Source organism: Paenibacillus sp. VTT E-133291 (genome assembly GCF_002264395.1).
GTDB classification, from domain to species: Bacteria; Bacillota; Bacilli; order Paenibacillales; family Paenibacillaceae; genus Paenibacillus_AQ; species Paenibacillus_AQ nitricinens.
The window spans coordinates 1-18,969 of the sequence record NZ_NFVA01000106.1; the positions used below are offsets into that span (position 1 = coordinate 1).

Genomic DNA, 18,969 nt, shown 5'->3' on the forward strand with positions numbered 1-18,969 from the left:
TCCATGCTTAATAATCACCACATCATCAACAGTCGCTGCAAGCTCTCCCATTAGATGACTGGATAGTAAGACCGTGTTTCCTGACTCAGCACGTTCACGTAAAAATGTCCGAATCCAGCGAATTCCTTCGGGGTCAAGCCCGTTTACGGGTTCATCTAAAACCAATATTTTGGGGTCACCAAGCAGTGCAGCCGCCATTCCAAGTCTTCTCCCCATGCCAAGAGAATAATTGCCAACTCTTTTCCCAGCTGCATTAGTAAGGCCTACGATTTCCAGAACCTCCTCGACACGTGAGCTAGGCAATCCTGCGGCACGAGCAATCCAACGCAAGTGTGCCCGTCCGGTCCGCATACGATGAGCTCCAAAGCCATCAAGTGCAGCACCTACGGTTGCTAGAGGATTATGTAATTCTGCGAATGGCTTTCCATTAATGAATGCACTCCCTGAGGTGGCACGATCTAATCCAAGCAGGATGCGGAGTGTAGAACTTTTACCTGCCCCATTGGGACCTAGAAACCCAGTTACCCTACCGGGTCTAGCATTAAAACTGATACCAGATAAGATTACTTGTTTTCCGCGATGTTTGACTAAGTTATTAATGGTAAGCAACCATAACACTTCCTTTCTGTTATGGTTCTTATTATAAAGAAGCAAAGTTACATCCCGGCTATCAGCCCGTTTAATTCTGGGTTAACTTTAGGTTAAGCTCGGCCAATAGCTACTTTTGTACCATTTTCATTTGATGTAAAGTCAGCTTTCAGCTTCATTTTTTGCAGCATATAATTTGAAGCCGATAAGCCAATCCCCGCCCCACGCTCAGAGGAAGAGTTATCCATGCCTGGACCTCTGTCTGCAACAATGATCTGTTCTTTTTCTACATCAACCACAATGTTTGCATATTTCCCTTCTGCTGCATGGCGAAGAATATTCTGAAATAGATTGTCCAGAACCCGTGTCATCCATTGTGGATCGGCCTCCCAATAAAAAGTCTCCTCTGCCGGTAAATCCACATCGATCTGAATTTCTTTTTCTTCAAATACAGGATACCATGCTGCAACAGATGCTCTTACTAAACGTCCAATATCTGTTGAAATGGGTACAAAAGGATGTTTCCCTGATGTAAGCAAAGTGTAGGAAAGTAAATCATCCATCAGATCTCCGACTCTGGTAATCGTATGATTCATCTCTGTTAAGGAGTTTTGTCCTTCTAAACTTACTGCTTCTTTATTTAATCTGGTGACATGTCCTCTCAATATGGTAAGTGGTGTTCGTAAATCGTGAGATAAATTCGCAATGAGCCGATGCCGTAATAATTCTTCTTCATATTCCCGCTTGCGACTGTCTTCAAGCTGCTGAATCATCCAATTAAAAGAACTTCCCAACTGGTCTATTTCATCCATACGATCACTTTGAACAGAAATCGGTTTAGGAAAGGAGTTATGATTAGCTGAAAATGACATGACTTCCTGTAAGCAGGTAAGACGTTTACGAAGTCTCAAGAAGAACAGCCAAGAGGAGACAATAAATGCGACAATAATAAAACCAAACAAAAATAGTGTAATGTAAAATGGATTTAACGTCAGAGGTTCTTCATTGACAGAAAACCCAAAAAAGGTAAAGAAGAAAATAAGCACAATTGGAGGAAGGAAGATAAATAGAAAATGCACTTTTAGAAAACGGCGAAATAATGATCTGCTGTGTTTCATAGCTTCACCCGATAACCTATTCCTTTTAACGTTTCAATAATCTCTTGTGAATCTGGATGACGTTCCAACTTCTGACGTAGTCGATGGATATGTACCATTAATGTTTTATCACCGGTTATGTATGTTTCTTCCCAAATGGCTTCATAAATCTGTTCTTTTGGTAAAACTTGATTAGGGTGGCGTAAGAAGTACATTAGAATCTGATGTTGTTTCCCTGTCAGTATAATTTCTTCTCCTGTGCGCTTGTCATATACCATTTGGAGTCCTGGATCAACTTCAATATGATTACCTAATGAAATGCGTCCGGAATGTGTTCTGCCACTTCGGCGGATTAATACTTCTAATCTCGCAACTAATTCATCCGTATGGAATGGTTTCGTAACATAATCATCAGCAAACTGTAACCCATCTACCTTATCATTTATCGATGTTCGAGCAGATAACAACAAAATAGGAACAGCAGGAGCTGCCTTTTTTAATCGTTTTCCTACAGTAAATCCGTCTAAACCGGGTAACATGATATCCAAAATAACGATTTCATGCTGATTCACTTCTTTTTCGGCTCCTTCACCAGAAAGCAGCCACTGAACTGAAAACCCCCGCTGCTCCAATTCTTCTTTTACCCATTGGCCTATTTTCTCATTATCTTCAATATATAATATGTTTCTTTTCAAGTAACAACCCTCTCTCTAATGGAGTTCACTATTAGACAGATTAACACAATCTTAAGAATCGTTTCCAGTTAAGACCATTTTATCGTTTGTTAATATAGTTTCATAAAAAAGCCGAATGGATCGGTCTCATCCACTCAGCTCATAGGATTATTTTACGATATCACTTATCACTTACCGTTGTTCCGCTTCCATTCAGAAACTCACTGCTATTATTCGAAAGTTTCGGTTTCCCTGGCAGACCAAACAATACCGGACTAACGGAATGCCGTTCGAACTTGACTGCATCAGCCCTCGTATAGATCATATCAGCAGGCAGAGTTGGGGGATCTACCGTTGTCGGAGTAACCCTGGTTAAACGAACATACTCGCTGCCGTCTCCTGTAAAGTCGAACGTTCCTAGATTAACCCAACCCGACGAGCCGACGGTTGCATCGATATACGTGACCTCGGTAACCGACTGATGCTTCACTTCCACTTTGACATAATTATCGTTTGCTGTCGTATGGACGAGCTTGTAGATGGAGACCGTATATTTCCCCTCTGGAAACTGGCCTTTCCACGTCGCTGATGATCCTTGAACGGTAGAGTAACGGGACTTAACCCCAATTTTGTATCCGGCTAAATTGCTTTGGCTCCAAGACCCTTCTGTCGTGTACAACCCAGTCGTATTCGTGCTGTCGACAATAACCGTTAAGTCCCTGATCGTAATTGTCAAAGGCGGTGTTGTTAAGGTCAACCCGTCAATCGTTACAGTAGCCCATACCTCAATGTGATCCTTTTCCCCGTCGAGACTTAGAAGGGTCAACAAACCGCTACTGTCCACTTCAGCCAGATCGGTTCGATCAACGAAATACTGCACATTTGCCTGTGATAGATCACCAATCAGACCATTATCCAAATAGCCGGTTACGCTTAGTTGTGCGGTTTGAGTCATCTGCAGTTCGTTCCGATCCGACAGGATCACCGCAGACTCCAATTGCGGTATCTTGTTCGGGTCCACCCACATCATCGCATCGGCAACTACCCGTGACTTATTGGCCTTATTGGTTAATTCCACGTACCCACTATCGCCTGCTGCAAAAGGATAAGCACCCAGGTACACCCAAGTCCCATTGGCTGCTGTCTCATCTACGGTAACCGTCTCGGAGCCTCCGCTATAATAAACGGTAAATGAGGCATTCGTTGCCCAATTTTCACTGGCAGCGGTTATTTGCGGAAGCTTATAGTACACACTGTAAGTAACACTTTCCGGTAGCTCAGGTCGCCAAACCATTCTGCTTGTCGCTGTGCCGGCAGTCGATTTGGCATACACATAGTTATCATAGTAATAGTCGTTAGCCGTTGTATCCCGTATCCAGACGCCTTCTGTCTCTGCCTCTGTATTATCCACAATGATAGATGAACCCTCCTGCCAATCCGGTTGAACTGGAGTTTCGGTTACCTGATCAGGCAGATAGAGAGTCCGCTTGCGAGTCTGTTTTCCGTCCGATTCCACATAATAAGTGAAGGTTTGGGATAAATCGTTTACCCGTATCGACCATTCCATCGGATAGATCGTATCTGGAATGGTTGTATACGTAGCCCCGCCATCCAAGGAATAATGGATTGTCGCTGGTTTCGTAGTTTTTGCCTGCACATAAGCATCGTAGGCCGTTATGTCGGGCTTAACGATCAGCATGCCTTTAACCGCATCTATTGGACTGTGGATATCGAAGAAATAGCTTGCATCCGATGTATCAGCAGTTCTGACCTGGTGCAGCGGCACATCAATGTTTAGTCCTTCTACAATGATAGCGGTTATTCCCTTGCTTGAAACCGTGGCTTGAATGATTCCATCACTCATCACCGCTTGCTCTGGTGTGCCATTGTCGCGGATGATCGTTACGGTATAATCTTGTGCCGGGTTGAACCCAATGATTTGTTCATTCAATTCGATCGGAGTCTGAACTTCGGCTGACGATGCGTTGCTTAGCCCGATGTAGAATTTATCCCCACTCTCACCCGTTATCCAGTTCAATTGAGGATGGTTGGTCTGAATAATCCCCTTGGGCATCCATAGCCAAACGTCCGAATTACCATAAAAATGACCCGGTTTATTCCCATAAAGATGATATTTAAACCATAAAAAATTCGTTTCAAATACCGAAGGAAATGAAATACTCCCATTCGATTTCAATGATTGTTCGCTGATCAAATAATCCATCGTTTGTCCGAGCTGTCCCGGTATATGGTGATAATAGATGGATGTAGCCCCGCTTGGGCCTTTCAGAGGAAAATCTGGTTCAAGTTGACTAACGGCGAAGCCCTTATAGTAATAACCTGGATAGCTGGAATATCGTCCGATGACCGCATTATGAGCGATATCCTGGAGCAGTTTATCACCTGTATAGAGCGACAATCTCAGCATGAATGGAGCTTCCTGCGCATTCATCCGATAATAGCCAGTTGTACTTCCCGCTTCAAACGTCAATCCATTGGGAGAAACAAGCCAACTATCCGCTTGTTGGCCTCCGGCTACATCTTCTGGGAGCTTGATCCGAGGATATTGATATTTACCACTTTCCGGCCAATGGAACGACTCCGCGTAATTATACGTCTCAGGCTGCGGAATCGTAACGCTACCTTCAGGAACCGGACGAGCAACAAACATCGTTGCATACCGTTTGGCTTCCTTATAAGCGGCATTCAAGTATTTGGGATCCTGAGTTTCCTCGTAAAGCTCCAAGATCTCCATCCACAGCTTGCTATAATAATAAATGAACTCATTTTTACTCACATTAACGGATGCAGGCGTATCAATATGCTGCATAATATAGCTGTCGGCTGCATCCTTGGCAGCCTGTAAATACTGCGCATCTCCCGTCATACGATACATCATTAGGGGCTGAATGACAGGACCCCGGTCTTTCTGGTCAGGGTCACGCACGAGGTACTCTTCCTGTGCCAGCGCCCCAATTCCAGCCGAAGTACCCATCATTTGATTGACAGCGGCTACGCTAGAAAAATCAAACGGCAAGGTTGCCATTTTCCATAACGACGGCACACCGTATACTGGCTTCTGCGTCGGCGACCAACCTATACCATTTCGCGATAAGCCATACTGGACGGACGGCAACGCTCTCGTATCGTAAAGCTGGTCATCCCCAGTCAAATAGTAAGCCCCCAAAAGAACCGCATTCGAGCTTGTTCGAACGCTATCCTCGTTTTCGATGTCAATAAAGCCCTTGGCACGGCTCCACCATCCGCTGGGTGACGGGACATAATCAACAGAGTCATCCCCTTGCGGCTCTATCTTAAGTAAATCGATCATATTGAACATCGCGTCAGTAAGCGACTGATCTGATACATTTTCCCGGTATGCGGAATAACCATACTCATTGCGAAGAATATCCGCGTAGGACTCATACAAATTGCTTTTTTGAGCGATTAGTCCCATATGAAATTGATAAGTGCTTTCTGCGGTCATTTGCGAATAAGTCCCAAATTGAGGAGCATACAAGATTGGCTGCACGCTGCCTTCGTTGTTGACAAGGCTCATGCCAAGCCTTTGTTTCGTAACACCTCCCGTCGGTTCAAATTCAACCGGAAGCTCATCCGAAGGTACAAATACCCCATACGTCAATGGATTGCCCGAACCGTCATTCTTTTCCACCAGACTCATCGGAGCGCTTAGCTCCCTTAAGCTTGTTGATTCCACCGAACCTACCATTTTGGCGTGTGATCTGAAACCATTTAATACTTCATTGACGCCTGAGATTTGCTCTGTTGTGAAAGACTGATAGCCGATCACATAATTGCCATCCCGGCGGGGTGTGAAGGTGAAGGAAACATCAGGTTTGTCCCCTGACATGGACCAGTTCACTTGTAAATCGTAATCACTACCATGTGAAGTATCGGTTAATATCGCCGTGTGGCTGTCAGGGAAATCGATCTCGTCGAATGTAATCCAGCGTTTGTTCATCGTATCGTAGTAATTGGTTAAACTCCCGGCATTCCCATCTAATATGACCCACTGCTCTTCAAGTCTTTCCGCCACATTATTGACAGGCACCCAGTTCCCCGTATCCGTGTCCTTGTAGAACAAATCACGAACGATGGATTTGCCACCATCCCAAGCTGCTTCATAGAAGGTTACTTTGTAGCTGGAATTCTCGATACTGCCTTTTTCCGTGTAACTGAGATTCGCCAATCTACGGCTGCGCAGAGGAGGCAATGGCGGAGCTTGCTGCCGGATATTCCCTTCAAACTTGACCGCATCGGCCCGCGTAACGATCTTTCCGGTCGTAGGTTGCGTTCGAGTCAGTCTGACAAATTCGCTATCATCACCACTGAAATAATAGGACCCCAAATCAACCCATCCGGCCGATGGGCCCGACGAGGGCCTCAGATCCATGAACATGACATCCGTAATCCCATTGTGAACAATTTCAATTTTAACATTACTGTCTGCTTTATCCGCCCAATCAAGCTTGTTGAATGATATTTTCGCCGTCCCTGCTTCCAATCGCGGATTCCATGTGATACTTCTTCCTACTGCATCGGTAAATTTGGAACTGGAATTATGATAACCCTTCACTCCTGTACTTGTAGTCCAATAAGGAGCGGAGAACCCGTTATTTGCGTTATCTGCATCAGTGGTGACGACATCATCAATCGTGATGCTTCCATCATCAATGATGATCGTCTTATGCGGCTCTTTTTGCTGAATATTCCCTTCGAACTTGACCGCATCTGCACGAGTAATTATCGTGCTGGTTGTACTGGTAGACCGAGTTAATCTAACGAATTCTTTACCAACTCCGGAAAAATAGTACTCTCCCAAATCCACCCATCCCGCAGGGGCACCAAATGAAGGTCGCAAATCCACAAAGAAAACATCCGTCGTTCCATTATGAACGATTTCGATTTTTACATTGCTATCTGCTTTATCTTCCCAGTTAAGCTTGTATAATGAAATTTTCGCCGTTCCCGCTTCCAATCGAGGATTCCAGGATATCGTTCTGCCTGCTGTACTCGTATATTTAGAACTGGAGTTATCATATCCCTTCACCCCTGTACTTGTGGTCCAATTTGGAGCCGAATAGCCGTTGTTCTCGTTATCCACATCAGGTGTCACAACATCATTGATCGTGATGCTCCCGTCATCGATGATAATCGTCTTATACGGTAAAGGCTCTGCGTAAGCGGTCCTTATCCCGACTAGGCTGAAAGGAACTACTATCGTCACAATGAAAACGATTAAGAAAAACAGCTTCCTTTTTATCATACAACTCACAGCCTCCCTTATGTTGATAACGCTTTCAAAATAATGGTGCCCTCCTTTGTTCGAAGATCGTAAAGAAGCAATTAGCCTTATCCTTCTGGCTAATCCTCTCGTTTTTATCATAGCATGTCACATCACTGTGAAATTTCTTTGATTTCAAGAATTTCTTATAAGATTTTAAGCAAAAAGAAACCTATATCATAACTGACCGCTCAACTGCAGTCAGTTATGATATAGGTTTACCAATTGTAAAATGCCTAATGATTAATTATAATGGCGGCTGCACCAATAACAACTTCCCAAGCTGAATCACCGTTTGATCATACCAATCTGGATGCTTTCTAACGTGCTCTCTACTTCGTTCATTGCCGCATGCCTCAAACACGGCCGCTTTGTCTGTCTTCTCGGTATCGATTTCAAAGCGAACTGTATGTTTTCCATTCGGGAGCTCCGGTAAGAATACATACTGATTTCGATTATGATCGTTGTGTAATGTGAATCGATCAACAAGAAAGGGTTCCCCACCATCCACTGACACCTTCAATCTGCCAGAATCAGGCCCCCCGATATCGAATAACCCGATATGGGTTCCCTCGAACTGCACTGTGATAGCCTCTCCAGGATCGACTGCTCGCCATAGACCGGGGAACAACCAATTGTACTCACGCACCAAAGCAAAATCATCGGGAGTCATGTATGACCATCCTGCGGAAAAAGTAGTAAGACTATCCAGTGACAGCATGGTTGCATACTCCCAAGGATTAGCTGGAACCAACGGATTCTGAGGGAAGTGATGTACTAACCTTCCCAAATGATCTTGAAGTTCTCTAATTTTCTCAAATGAACGGGTGATCGTATCCGTATAGATCTGGTGTCCTTCGGGAATAGTCGGATGGATCGAATCATGCGTAAAAATAACTGCTCCGGAAATGGACACGTCTTCCCTTGAGGTAAAAACGAGTTTTCCCTCCGACACCAAGTGACTGACCGCTACACCCAGATGAATTGAAGGAATACCATAATAGTCGGCCACTTCCTCTTGCATCAGAGCCCCCTTCTGGTATTCCCCAGACTGAAATAAGGCCACATCCCGCTCCTTCAGCGTATAAACGAATAAGATATCGGTAAACCGGCTCCGTTTGCGGATCTGGCGGACAATCCCTTCGATCCGCGCCTTGGATTCGGGATCTCCGCCATCGTTACCGACAAATTCAACAAATACTAGATCAGGCCGATGACGCAGTACATCTGTCTCCAAACGGGCACAGCCCAAATCCGATCCTGTCCCATTAATGCCTGCATTCACAGAGCGGATCTCCGCCTTAGGATATTTCTCACGAAGCCAATCCGCCGTCATGACCCTGTAGCCTTCAGAACGGGTATTACTACCGCCGAAATAGACGATTGTTACGGTATCCCCATTTTCCAATTTCTGAATTATATTGGGGAGTCCTTTACGAGGGAATAATTCCTTCATCGCGACCTCACCTGACCTCATTTATCAAATTTAGGAGCAAACCATTTTACAGCAAACACTTCAAAATAAGACGAACCATAAGTTGCACAAAAATCGAAGCGGATTCGGGTTACATCTTTCGCTTTCACCTTATGTTTATTCAGCGTGAGATAATTTCCACGAGTTATGATTGTCCTATCGGTTCCGTCTTCTAAGGTCAAGGTCATATCATAGTCTTGAATAAGGGACTCGATCGGGTCGTTGAAATGCTCCAAATCCAACTGTGAATTGAAGACGAGATGGATTTCGTCTACGTTTTTGGGGCTTGCAAAACAGAATTCCAACCATTCCTGTTCTTCCGTACGTTCAGAAATCCAGCCGTTCGGTAGACCATAAGGTCTGGAGAAGCCGTTGACGACATTCTCGGGATTATACATATTCTGGGTTGGCAATAGCTCCTTAAAGCAAATGCTCTTATTGAATTTCTTCAGCCTGGAAGGTTCTTCCGGTCTATAATAGAAGCTAACCGCTCCTGTCAATTTCTCTTCATTGACGTAGACGGCAAGGCTTGCCGTACCTTCCAATACGATGTAGATTTTATCGTCAGCCGGTCTCTTGCAGCCCAAGTTAAGCGTAATCCAGTCGTCATGACCGGCTGCAATAACCAAGCGGTAATCTTTTAACTCGCTGGTCGGAATATAATTTTCTTTCCGTTCCCCGCCAAACAGCTTCACCTGCAAAGTTTCCGAATGCTCGGACCTGTTTTTAATTTTGATGCGTACACTTTTCGCCATGGATGTCTGAATCGGCAAGACTAAACATAACCCTTTCTCCAAGGAAATCTCTTCGGTTGGATGAACATTGTCATAGCTGCGCTGAGACGAGGCATGAATAGTTAATCCATCAGCAAAATAAGGATTCAATTCCTCTTGAAGCCCTACAATCGTTTGCCCGTCTCGAAGCAACAGCTCTTGCAGTTCTCCCATATGAGCTTCGACTATCGTTGCGGGGTCCACCTCATATTTCAAACATAACGAAGCAGCTGTTCCAACCGCCTGACCCATACAACCACAGGTTGCCATTACCCTCGTAGATCCGAATGCCACATGGGTAGCACTTATATTGCGGCCAGCGAACATTAGATTAGGAATATTTTGTGAATATAAACTGCGGAAAGGGATATTGTACAAGCCAGGCACGAAATTCCAAGCTGTAGCCGGCCCCTCATCATAGATGCCTTTAGCAGCATGTATATCCATATACCATCCCCCGACGGATACGGCATCTTCGAAATGCGGCTTCGCGGCGAGATCGTTCTGAGACAACATGTGATCCCCAATGAACCGCCTCGACTCCCGTTTTCCCGGGATTGGGCATACATAATCCAAGATGAGATTGTCCACATCATCAAATTCGCCGCTATTTTTGATATAATCCCAAATTCCGTACACCAATTTCCGCAGTTCCAATGCGATGTCTTCATTATTCTTGATAATATCCATATGTCCGCCGTATTCCAGCCACCACAATCCGCCAAGCCCGTTGATTTTTCTAGGTAAAGACCGATGGTTTAAGCCTTTTCTGATACTATCAAAAAAGGCCAACTTCGTAATATCATATGCAAAGCCTGGTCTTTTGTATGGAACGGAATATTCTACGTCACGGGCTTGAAACAGGATCGTATCGCCCATGGTGAAATGGTCCGCCACTTCAGGAGCCAATTCTTCCTTATATTCATGCTTCGCTTCTCTCCCCCAGCGGAAGAGAGCACCTGCTTGATATCCGACAACTCCATCCCCGGAGCAATCGATGTAGGTTCGGCTTTCGAAACGGAATTTTCTTTCGGAAGCCAATTGAAGGCCCTCCACCCATTTAATTCTGCCGTTCGCCATGCCCGTTTCATGCACGCATGTATTCAGAAATAGAGAAATGTTAGGTTCAGCATAAACCATATCCAACAAGACCGTATCCGAAAGCGAAAGCATCAGCTTCTTGTTGTATAACGGATTATAGTGAAAAATCTTCAACTTGAGTTCTTCCACCAATCCGCCCTCGCGTGCATAATAGGATGGACTGTTTCCAAGATATGCTGACCCGTTGATATGAACTCTGACCTCGCTGCTCGCATTTCCCCCAAGAACCGGCCGATCATTAATAAGTGAAACCTGCAGCCCTTGGCGTGCGGCAGCAATGGCAGCGCATATCCCAGCAATACCTCCGCCTACGACAGTTACATCTGCTTTAATAAGCTCCATTTTGATAACCTCCATGATTAGATCCTTCTATCATGGTAAGCTTTTTGATGACTTTTTTTTTACATGATTTCGCGAGAAATTCATACATTTTTTGCAACCTTATTAGGATTCATACCGTGTCATTTTTATCCGGTATTGCTTAGGCGTATCACCCGTATATTCTTTAAATAATTTGCAAAAATAACCTTCATTCACAATTCCTACTTCCTCGCACAATTCCAATATAGAATAATCCTGAACATTTAACAGCTCGAGAGCTAAGTGGATTTTTTTGCGGTTGATGTAGCTGATAACGCCCTCGTTCATTGTTTTTTTGAATAAGCTGCTAAAATAAGATGGAGCTAAATTAACTTCCTCGGCAATCGCCTCCAGCGTTAATCTCTGTTTCAGGTTTTTCTCTATAAATCGCATAGCACTCATGATTTCTATACGATGTAAAAGTTGGCCAGCGTGTACATATTCGAATGTGAAGTCGCCAATATAGGCAAGCTGCTCCCGAAATGTCATGAATTTTATAGGAAACTCTGATACATCCGTGGTCAACGATTTCCCCGATTTAAATTTCGCAGTAATGTCTCTGTACAAGTCTTGAAGCATAGGTGCCATGATAGACTTATGAATTTTATAATTCGTCACAAATTGATTTAAATCAGAGAGTTCTTCCTCCAGCTCTTCCTTGGAAACTTTCCTTTGTACCCATGTGAGAAAATCAGCCAATTTCAGCTGAAAGGCCTCCTTTTTGTCATTACGGTATTGGAACCGATGCATGGGGGTTTTGACTACTTTCTCTTCATGATAATAGAAATCCTCACTCACGTTATTAGCTTCCATGTAAGCTTGTTTGATGGATTCCCAGCCTCGGTGCGGACCTCCAAAAGCGACGGATACCCTTTGATTCAGATATTGATGTAAATGGGAGACGATCTGACTGCCCAATGAATGGCAAGCATATTCCGTGTCCATATCACTGCGATTATTTTCCCAGGAAAGAAAGCCAATAAAACGATTATCGGATAGATCTACAGCTACACCCCTGCCACCATTCACCACAGTTTCTTCGATTATATTCGTAATCGCATATTTCAAAATGTGTTGATCTGACGCTGAATAATCGTTCCGGAAACTTTCATACAGATTCATTTCAACAATGAAGCAGCAATAGTTGGCTTGAAAGAAATGGAATTGCATGCGATTGGCAAAATCCGATGCCCGATGAGAAGGGATTTCGCCTCTGATAAGCTCGTTAAAAAATTGCTTGCGGACTCTATATTTATTTTCAAGCACGGATACGTTTAACGATTGAATTTCCGCTTCTTTTTTCTTAACCTCATTTAAAATCCCGGCTGCCTTATCTAAAGCGCGAACTAAATCCGCTTCCCTGAGCGGAACCTTAACAATGTACTCCAATACGTTGGCTTGAATAGCTCTCTGGGCGTATTCAAAAGATGAATAAGCGGTCAAAAGAATGTATTGGGTATGGGGAAGCTTTGGTTTTAGCTGCTCAATCATGGAAATTCCATCCATCCGCGGCATAACAATATCAGATATCACGATATCCGGTTTAAGCTTTACGATCTCCTCTATCCCTTTCAGCCCATTATTCGCTTTTCCCACTAAATGAAATCGCTTATCTCTATGGGAGAGCTCGTTAAAAAACAATTCCAATCTCTGAATGATTAGATCTTCATCGTCAACAATGAAGCAGGTGTAGTCTCTCACCATCATGCATCTCCTTTAAACGAGCCTGCTGGGAATAAGGCTTGAACACGGGTTGTTTCCTTAGGTATGCTTATGATTTGGAGCCCGAACTGTTCACCATAGTGAAGTCTTATTCGGTCATGAATATTATTTAACCCGATTCTTTTCCTTTTCACTTCCACATCACTCGGTTCTGAAATCAAAACATGCTTTATTTTATCAGTTGGAATTCCCTCGCCTTGATCCACTACTTCTATGATGACGTTGCTGCCCTCCCTGTACGCATGAATAGTAATAGGGCCTTCGATCCCCCCTCCGTTATAACCATGGAAGATACTATTCTCCACAAGGGGCTGCAGCAGCATTCTAAAAACTGGGAAATCTATTAAATCTGCTTCGATATTTTCAATCAAGTGAAAGTTCCTGTTATAGCGGATGTTCTGGATCGCGATATAGTCCGATACATTTTGCAATTCCTGACGCAGTGATACCTTCTCCGAAGCATCAGCTATCCCATATTCCAATATTGAAATGAGAGACTCGATCACCACATCTACTTTCTCTATTTGTCCGAGTCGTATGACATTGCTTATAGAACCAAGCGTGTTATACAGAAAATGAGGGTTTATTTGAGACTGAAGCACTTGGATTTCCAGCTTCCGCTCAAGTTCATTATGTAGCTCTGCTCCCCGTATCAGTTCCACAATTTGCTGCAGCATACGATCGAATGCTCGGGAGAGATCTCCAAACTCATCGTTTCGGTTAATCGATATTGTAGTTGTGAGGAGGCCTTGCTCCACCCGCTTCATTTTTGTTTTGAGCGCATAGAGAGGGGTCCTTATATATTTGGCAATAAAAAAGGAAATGAACAGACTTAAGAGAAGACCAGCAGCTAGAAGCCCGATATAATAGGTTTCTAATCTGGACAAAGCAGCTTTCAAGCGGGATTCATCGTTGATCGAGATGAGGGTCCAGTTGAATTTCTCAGTCGGTTTTTTCAGAAGGGAGACCGCAATGCCATCCTTGGTATGCAGTTGAAGGCTTGTTTCTGTAGTCTCCAGAATTTGTTTCGCTGACGTTTCACCGATTGAAAAAGTATGATCTTGAATATTTAAGGGTCCTTTATTTTCCGGAAATCCGGCAATGATTTTTCCTGATGCGGTGATTAGAGCCAAATCCATTTGTTCTTTTTTATTAATCTTGAACAAGGTCTCTTCAATGGCATTTAGATCCAAATCTACCGCAATGGCCATAGGAAACGGAGCACTGTTCAGATATCGAACCATCGTAACGGTCCAGCCGGAATATTTAGATTTGTAAGGATCACTGACAAATGTAGTCCTTCTGTTCTTGTCAGCCGCATCAAACAAAGGTTCTCTTTCAGCTAAAGGTTCATCGAATATTCGGGTAGGTGTACTCCCGCCTAGAATGGATAAATCGCTTTTGATCAAATAAATATTACTGACGTAATTACTGTTGAGTTCATACAGCTCTCTTAATTGCTTTTTAATCACTTCTGAATTCTCAATGTTGGCTTTCACCGATGTTTCGACCGAGAACAGGATCGTCTGGAAGGAGGAAAAATTAACTGTGAAATACTGATCTACCTTGTCAAGGATTTGGTTGGTGTAATAAATGTCAGTGGTTCTTATTTCCTTTTGGACATAGTGATAAGACAATTGGCTTATCAAGATTATGCAGCTTAATACAAATGCAAACACGATAAAAAATAACTTTAAAGGCAAGCTGATTCTTCTTCGCATCGATCATCTTCCTTTTAAATCTGTTTTAAACAAATAATAGCATATGATAAGAAGAAACGCCTTCGGCGTCCTTTTTAAGGACGATAAGCGTTTCTTCGAAAAATAGAAGGATAAAGTATAAAGTAAAACTTATACTTTCTTATATTTCAATAAAGAGAGGGGCTATTTATAGCCACTCTCTTTGTTTAAAAGATAAGAATTTATATGCTTCGCGCATAAATGTTCCTTATCTTTCTCGCTGAAACGGTACCGTCCTTTAAAAGGACGGCGAAGCCGTTTCTACTTGATTTACTTGATTAAGCCTGCTTCTTTAAATTGCTTGATTACTGTGTCCTTATATTTCTGCATATCAAACTTGGTCTCCAACGTATTGAGGAAATTGTCCCAGTTAGAAAGAGGATCTTTGCCGGTCATAAATTTAACCAGACTTTCATTAATGAAACGTTGGCGGTCAGCTGCCAATGTATCGTTCGGGTCTTCGGTCAATAAATTCCCGGGTAAAGTAGGCGCTACGTATTTCTGATTGTTCTTAAAAGCTTCTGCCGTCTTAGGATTCTGGAAGCTGAAGTATTCAGCATCATCACCGCGACGCGGCATTCTATAATGATCAACCCATAGGTACTTTTCTTTCATTTCCTTTGATAATTCGGAGGTTTTATTCTTAATCTTGCCCTTCACTACATCCCAATGAATACCTTTGATTCCGTATGCAAAATTCGGATATGCTTCTTCGTCTGTAAAGAGATAATTCAGCATGGACAAGATCCGAATGATTTTATCCTTATCCGCTTTCTTGGATATGGCCCATGAATTGCCTTGGAACGATTTTCTCTCTACAATTTGATCACCATAAGGACCTGTCATAGGAGGAATGACGATCCATTCCGGCACCTCTCCACTGATTTCTTTCATTTTCTGCTGATAATCTGGTTCCAGCCTGCGGGCATCTCTTATCATGAAGCCAACTTTACCCTTAAATAACTTTTGGTCCAACAAATCGGGAGTATTCATCGTCACCCAGTCTGGATCTACAACTTTAGCTTCCATCATTTTATTGATATAAGCGAGTGCTTCTTTCATTTTTGGGTCGGTAAACAGGAACACCGGTTTATTGTCTTTCACATCAATGGCTGAGGGAGGATTGACGCCAAACATCCACATCAAACTATCAAAGCCGTAGGTTTGCAGATTGCCTTCTTTATTCATGCCGCCTATGAATCCGTAAGTATCGTTTTTGCCATTACCGTCCGGGTCTTTCTCTGTAAAGGCTTTCATAACTTCGAATAACTCGTCAGGTGTCGTGGGCACTTCCATATTCAGTTTTTTCAGCCAATCATTGCGAATGAAGAAGCTTCGACTGATTCCGTTTACATTATCATAACCTGGAACTCCAATGGTTTTTCCTTGATAGGACATCGCCTCCCAGGAGTCGTTGCTAAAACGTTTCTGCAATTCAGGAAATTGATCCAAATACGGTGTCAAATCCGCAAGAACACCTTGGTCATAATATTGCGCGAGATCAGCCCGGCTCTTCAAGAAGATCAAATCTGGAATATCTCCTCCAGCAATGAGCGTATTTAATTTAGTCGTTGCTTGCCCGGATTGAGGAATCATCATTTCCAAGTTGATATTCACTGCTTTTTCTAACATTTGACGTTGGATATCTTCTTCACGAGGAGGAATCGGAGCAGCAGCGTTGAAAGTGCCTTGGTTAAACATCGAGATTTTCAATTTGGTTTCAGACTTATTTGGCTCGCCTTGCGAATTACTCGAAGCTGTCGATTTAACCTCTTTTTTGTCCCCGCATCCTGACAATACCGTTCCCACACCGACCATTGCTGTCAGAATAGCCAATGTAATCGCTTTACGTTGCATAATGACCTCTCCTTTGCTTCTATATTATCACGGTTTCCCCGTAACAACTCAGGTTGGAATAGCTTTTTAACCTTTAACCGATCCCAAGAGTACACCTTTGGTAAAATGCTTTTGCATAAATGGGTAAACGATCAAAATCGGAACTGTAGTCACGACAACTGCTGCCATTTGTATAGCGAACGTACTAACAGCTCCGGTATTGGCAAGCGAATCAGCACTTTGTGTTGCGACGTTAAGCAGGATGTTGCGCAAGATCACTTGAAGCGGCATTAAGTTGGAATCATTGATATAAACAATAGCATCAAAATAACTGTTCCAATGCCCGACTGCGTAAAATAAGGAAATTGTGGAAAGGACGGGCAAGGACAGGGGTAAAATGATCCGCCATAACGACTGAAGCTCACTTGCACCGTCTACCCTCGCTGATTCCTCGATTTCAGCAGGCAATTGCTCAAAAAAGCCTTTAATGATCACCAGATTAAATGCACTAATGAGCTGTGGAATAATCAATACCCACGGACTGTTTAGCAATCCCAGAGAGCGGACTAGTAAATAAGTCGGAATTAATCCTCCCCCAAACATCATGGTAAAGACAATGAATAGTAAAAATGGGCTTCGACCCGGCAAATATTTTTTGGATAACGGATATGCCGCTATTACCGTAAAGAACACATTGAGAGCAGTGCCTACTATCGTTCGAAACAATGTAATTTTATACGCCTGACCGATACCATGAGAAATGAATACTTCTTTGTAGGCTAGAAAGGTAAAGGTTTCTGGTATAATAACAATTCCTCTTCTTAACACTTCCGATTCTGGCGTCACTGAAACAGCAACCACATATAGAAAGGGTAGTAAGCAAAGTAGCGCTAGCAAAATAAGAATAAAATAAACGACTGCTTGCCAGACTTTCTCTCCGATTGTCAAATTGATCATATTGATAACCACCTCACCAAATTTGCCCATCGAATTTTTTGGCGAGCTTATTCGCTGCCAACACTAAAACAAATCCGATGACCGCTTTAAACAATCCCACAGCAGTAGCCAAGCCAATCCTAAGTCGCTCGAGCCCTTCACGGTATACCCATGTGTCGATAATGTCGATCTTCTCTTGATTAAAGCTGTTGGCAAACATAAATATTTGGTCAAAACCAGCATCCAGAATATGGCTTAATTTAAGGATCAGCATCAGAATCATCACGCCTCGAATGCCGGGAAGTGTTACATGCCAAAGCTGTCTCCACTTGGAAGCGCCATCAATTCTTGCCGCTTCATATAAGCTTGGATCGATTCCTGCTAATGCTGCAAGGTACAATATAGCTCCCCAACCAATATCCTTCCATATTTCAGATAAGATGATCAGCAGTCTGCCCCAGGCAGGTTCCGTTAGAAATGAGATGGGCTCAACACCAATTTCCTTAAAAATCATATTAAAAAGACCATCCCCTGGGGCTAATAATGCCACCATCATTCCATAAACAATGACCCATGATAGAAAGTGGGGTAAATAAGTGATCGTTTGTACGATTTTCTTAAACCATTGGGTATAAACCTCATTGAGCAGCAAAGCAAGTATGATAGGAGCTGAGAAACCGAACAATAGCTTATAAAGGGATATGATAATCGTATTTCTCATGATGTCCCAGAAATAAACGCCGTTCATAAAATCTGTGAAATTTCTAAATCCCACCCATGGACTATCCCATAGTCCCAATGCTAGGTTATAGTTTTTAAAAGCAATAATGATTCCCGCCATAGGAATGTATTTGAATACGGCAAAGTAAACTAATGCCGGGAACAAGAGAGCGTACATCACTTTATACTTTTTTATCGTTCTTATCCATGAATTCCGCTTTTTGGTGAGGGGAATGGCGTCCGCTGCCAATTTTGCTTGCATATCATCACCTCGTCTTTATTTATATTTGTATAATAGCATCCCACTACCCGGATAAATTTCTGTGATTTCAAGAATTTCTTATAAGATATTAAGTAAGTACAACCTTGGAAAATCCCCATCCAATAGGCATGATTGTCTTGCATTAAAGTTCGTACAATAAAACTGACCCGAAAGTTTAAGTATAGACCAAACACAATCCTGAGGTCCCAAACAAAAAAAGCCCTAGAAAAAATTGGGCTTAATTGAGTCATGTTTTTTATATAATGCATCCACGTATTTTATTTTCCATTACTAAAAACTACAATATGAGCAAAAAGGCGTCCTCCAGCGTGAGAGGGTTACCTTTTGCTTCTCCAATGTTCCATCTGCAACGATTGTTCCA

General features: G+C 43.0%; 11 protein-coding genes. All 11 read right to left on the reverse strand.

Features of this window, described 5'->3' with window-relative positions; all coding sequences use genetic code 11:
- Positions 1–618 (reverse strand): ABC transporter ATP-binding protein (locus CA598_RS27495; RefSeq protein WP_256990676.1); only part of this gene is annotated, 618 nt, incomplete at its 3' end.
- An 83-nt stretch (positions 619–701) separates the two neighbouring features.
- The gene (locus CA598_RS27500; RefSeq protein ID WP_094878556.1) at positions 702–1,706 is read right to left on the reverse strand and encodes a sensor histidine kinase; all 1,005 of its coding nucleotides are present in this window, start codon (positions 1,704–1,706) and stop codon (positions 702–704) included.
- Positions 1,703–2,380: a response regulator transcription factor gene (locus tag CA598_RS27505; RefSeq protein WP_094878557.1), complete on the reverse strand. Its 678-nt coding sequence runs from the start codon at positions 2,378–2,380 to the stop codon at positions 1,703–1,705. The genes CA598_RS27500 and CA598_RS27505 overlap by 4 nt, the downstream gene beginning before the upstream one ends.
- A 160-nt stretch (positions 2,381–2,540) precedes the next feature.
- Complete coding sequence (locus CA598_RS27510) at positions 2,541–7,646, reverse strand: golvesin C-terminal-like domain-containing protein (protein WP_094878558.1); 5,106 nt, start codon at positions 7,644–7,646, stop codon at positions 2,541–2,543.
- A gap of 265 nt (positions 7,647–7,911) precedes the next feature.
- Entirely contained in the window at positions 7,912–9,120 is a 1,209-nt protein-coding gene (locus tag CA598_RS27515; protein WP_094878559.1) for an SGNH/GDSL hydrolase family protein, read from the reverse strand.
- A 17-nt stretch (positions 9,121–9,137) separates the two neighbouring features.
- Positions 9,138–11,369: an FAD-dependent oxidoreductase gene (locus CA598_RS27520; protein WP_179283777.1), complete on the reverse strand. Its 2,232-nt coding sequence runs from the start codon at positions 11,367–11,369 to the stop codon at positions 9,138–9,140.
- A gap of 87 nt (positions 11,370–11,456) precedes the next feature.
- A complete protein-coding gene (locus CA598_RS27525) occupies positions 11,457–13,079 on the reverse strand; it encodes a response regulator (RefSeq protein WP_256990675.1) in 1,623 nt (540 codons plus the stop codon).
- Complete coding sequence (locus CA598_RS27530) at positions 13,076–14,815, reverse strand: sensor histidine kinase (protein WP_094878561.1); 1,740 nt, start codon at positions 14,813–14,815, stop codon at positions 13,076–13,078. Before CA598_RS27530 ends, CA598_RS27525 begins: the two co-directional genes overlap by 4 nt.
- Positions 14,816–15,103: 288 nt before the next feature.
- Positions 15,104–16,690, reverse strand: coding sequence for an extracellular solute-binding protein (locus CA598_RS27535; protein WP_094878562.1), 1,587 nt, complete (start codon positions 16,688–16,690; stop codon positions 15,104–15,106).
- A 66-nt stretch (positions 16,691–16,756) separates the two neighbouring features.
- Positions 16,757–17,626: a carbohydrate ABC transporter permease gene (locus tag CA598_RS27540; RefSeq protein ID WP_094874417.1), complete on the reverse strand. Its 870-nt coding sequence runs from the start codon at positions 17,624–17,626 to the stop codon at positions 16,757–16,759.
- A gap of 13 nt (positions 17,627–17,639) precedes the next feature.
- The gene (locus tag CA598_RS27545; protein ID WP_094874416.1) at positions 17,640–18,587 is read right to left on the reverse strand and encodes an ABC transporter permease; all 948 of its coding nucleotides are present in this window, start codon (positions 18,585–18,587) and stop codon (positions 17,640–17,642) included.
- Between the last annotated feature and the right edge of the window lie 382 nt (positions 18,588–18,969).

Excerpts from the sequence above, each read along its gene's own strand:
- CA598_RS27515 (WP_094878559.1), bottom strand. The coding sequence starts at position 9,120 with ATGAAGGAATTATTCCCTCGTAAAGGACTCCCCAATATAATTCAGAAA.
- CA598_RS27540 (WP_094874417.1), bottom strand. The coding sequence starts at position 17,626 with ATGATCAATTTGACAATCGGAGAGAAAGTCTGGCAAGCAGTCGTTTAT.
- CA598_RS27500 (WP_094878556.1), bottom strand. The coding sequence starts at position 1,706 with ATGAAACACAGCAGATCATTATTTCGCCGTTTTCTAAAAGTGCATTTT.
- CA598_RS27525 (WP_256990675.1), bottom strand. The coding sequence starts at position 13,079 with ATGATGGTGAGAGACTACACCTGCTTCATTGTTGACGATGAAGATCTA.
- CA598_RS27510 (WP_094878558.1), bottom strand. The coding sequence starts at position 7,646 with ATGATAAAAAGGAAGCTGTTTTTCTTAATCGTTTTCATTGTGACGATA.
- CA598_RS27535 (WP_094878562.1), bottom strand. The coding sequence starts at position 16,690 with ATGCAACGTAAAGCGATTACATTGGCTATTCTGACAGCAATGGTCGGT.
- CA598_RS27530 (WP_094878561.1), bottom strand. The coding sequence starts at position 14,815 with ATGCGAAGAAGAATCAGCTTGCCTTTAAAGTTATTTTTTATCGTGTTT.
- CA598_RS27545 (WP_094874416.1), bottom strand. The coding sequence starts at position 18,587 with ATGCAAGCAAAATTGGCAGCGGACGCCATTCCCCTCACCAAAAAGCGG.
- CA598_RS27520 (WP_179283777.1), bottom strand. The coding sequence starts at position 11,369 with ATGGAGGTTATCAAAATGGAGCTTATTAAAGCAGATGTAACTGTCGTA.